Below are 2,601 nucleotides of genomic sequence, written 5' to 3'. Positions count from 1 at the left end.
AAAGAATGGTGGTCGATACTGGGCTCGAACCAGTGACCCCCTCCTTGTAAGGGAGGTGCTCTCCCAGCTGAGCTAATCGACCTCGCTGTGTGGGGCCGTATTATAGGGGGGAACGATCTACTGTCAACGCTTTTTTTAGATAAAATAACGAGTACGGTTCAATTTTGCGCGTGTTGCTGCATAGTTAATCAAGCTTGCTTGTTGTTGGGCAAAAAATGGCTAGAAGTCGGCTCACTCAAGTTTATAAAGCTTAGGAGATCTTTACTTAAATCTAGGGAATAAGCATTGAAAAGGAGCTGTTGTGCTGGATAAATGATTAAAAATGTATTTGTCATTAGTTGTTCTACGATTACTCAAAAGCTCTTTTGTCTGCATTTTTTGCAATCTGGTCTTCATTTACACTCCTACCTCAATGAAGAGAGCATTCTTTATAATAGCTAAAGAGAAAGTTACCGCTTAGCAATAGGCTCATGTTTGTGAGTTATCTGTATGTAATACGGCAATGTATGCTTTTCAATTTATATTCGCTTTATTCATCTGCGTATCATTAGCTTTGCATTTATGTAATCTAAAATGAGAATAAGGTGAGCTTTGAGTCGTTGAGCCTCAAGCTGATAAACCGTGTTATCGATTTAAACCATTTCTGTTTTTGGAGCTTTCGTTCTCATACTCAATGGTATTGAAGGTACTTGAGCATAAATTCATTCTCTATATTAGCTCTTCTCTACTTTATATACGTCCGCTTAGCTATATAGAGGTTTCTAGTATTGATAACTTACAAACTAAGCTGAGGGTAGGGCACGATTGAGAGTTCCGCTTTGGTTTTTTGCTACAAAATTTGTCTTAAAATTGCAGATCTATTTTACCTAGCTCGTTTGACTGTTAGAATATGCGCCACATTTAATTAGTACAGTCTATTATTTAGACTTTCTACATAGGTCAATGTCCATTATGACAGTTAAGACGCGTTTTGCTCCAAGCCCTACCGGCTTTTTGCACGTTGGTGGTGCTCGTACAGCACTTTATTCATGGTTATATGCACGCGCAAACCAAGGTGAGTTTGTGTTACGTATTGAAGATACGGATCTAGAGCGTTCGACTCCAGAAGCATGTGCTGCAATTTTAGAGGGTATGGAATGGCTAAACCTGAATTGGGATGAAGGTCCATATTACCAAACCAAGCGTTTTGATCGTTACAACGAAATCATTGCACAGATGCTAGAGCAGGGCACTGCATATAAGTGTTACTGCAGCCGTGAGCGTATTGAAGCAATGCGTGAGGAGCAAGCTGCTAAAGGTGAGCAACAAAAGTATGATGGTTGCTGCCGTGATAAAGCACCTCGTGATACAGACGAGCCATTTGTTGTGCGCTTTAAAAACCCAACAGAAGGTAGTGTTGTATTTGATGATCACGTTCGTGGCCGTATTGAGTTCGCGAACAGCACATTAGATGATTTGATCATTGCTCGTACCGAAGGCACTCCTACTTATAACTTCTGTGTAGTAGTTGACGATTGGGATATGGGTATTACGTGTGTTGTTCGTGGTGAAGACCATATCAACAACACTCCTCGTCAAATCAATATTCTTAAAGCACTTGGTGCACCAGTACCTGAATATGCTCACGTATCGATGATCTTAGGTGATGATGGCGCTAAGCTATCTAAGCGTCATGGTGCTGTTGGTGTTATGCAATACCGTGATGATGGCTATCTACCAGAAGCACTACTCAACTATTTAGTACGTTTAGGTTGGTCACATGGTGATCAAGAAGTGTTCTCTATTGATGAAATGAAGCAATTCTTTAGCCTTGATGATATCAACAAAGCCGCTTCTGCTTTTAATACAGATAAGCTGATTTGGTTAAACCAGCACTATATTAAAGAGTCTGATCCAGAATATGTAGCTTCTCACCTTGAGTGGCACATGGCTGATCAGAACATTGATACTAGTAATGGTCCAAAACTATCTGAAGTTGTTTCTGCATTGTCTGAAAGAGCAAAAACATTAAAAGAACTTGCAGCATCTAGCCGTTATTTCTATGAAGATTTCGCAGAGTTTGACGAAACTGCAGCTAAAAAGCACCTAAGAGGTGTTGCACTAGAGCCTTTACAATTATTCCAGACTAAATTAGCTGGTTTAAATGAGTGGACTCTAGAAGCAATTCACCAAGCAATTGAAGATACTGCAGCTGAGTTAGAAGTCGGTATGGGTAAAGTGGGTATGCCATTACGCGTAGCAGTTACTGGCGCCGGTATGTCTCCTGCTGTTGATTTAACCATTTTCTTGGTTGGAAAGGCCCGTACAGAGCAAAGAATCTCCAAAGCGATTGAATTTGTAGCAAATAGAATAAATTCGTAAAAAACGGGTTGACTCTTTTGGGTGCGCTGCATAGAATGCGCCACGCAGTTGAGACACAGGCAACGAATAGTTCGCGGTGCACTCAAAAGTGATTTAGAAGGTTAGGGGCCTTAGCTCAGCTGGGAGAGCGCAACACTGGCAGTGTTGAGGTCAGCGGTTCGATCCCGCTAGGCTCCACCATCTAACTAATTATAGCGTTAAGTTTTAGCCTACAGAACTTAATGAGTATTCACTCTTTGG

Annotated in this window: 1 protein-coding gene and 2 tRNA genes; 2 read left to right on the top strand and 1 reads right to left on the bottom strand. The window is 41.1% G+C overall.

The window, feature by feature from the left end; translation table 11 throughout:
• Positions 1–6 precede the first annotated feature (6 nt).
• A tRNA-Val gene (locus tag L884_RS0113525) sits at positions 7–82 on the bottom strand.
• Positions 83–951: 869 nt separating this feature from the next.
• Between L884_RS0113525 and gltX the strand changes: the two genes are divergently transcribed.
• Positions 952–2,361: a glutamate--tRNA ligase gene (gene gltX, locus L884_RS0113520; RefSeq protein WP_028767997.1), complete on the top strand. Its 1,410-nt coding sequence runs from the start codon at positions 952–954 to the stop codon at positions 2,359–2,361.
• 104 nt (positions 2,362–2,465) lie between these two features.
• Positions 2,466–2,541 (top strand) — tRNA-Ala (locus L884_RS0113515).
• Positions 2,542–2,601: the final 60 nt, after the last annotated feature.

Origin of the sequence: Shewanella fidelis ATCC BAA-318 (assembly GCF_000518605.1) — a bacterium.
Taxonomy (GTDB): domain Bacteria; phylum Pseudomonadota; class Gammaproteobacteria; order Enterobacterales; family Shewanellaceae; genus Shewanella; species Shewanella fidelis.
The sequence above is the reverse complement of the archived record's forward strand: the minus strand, read 5'-3'. Positions and strand labels throughout refer to the sequence as shown.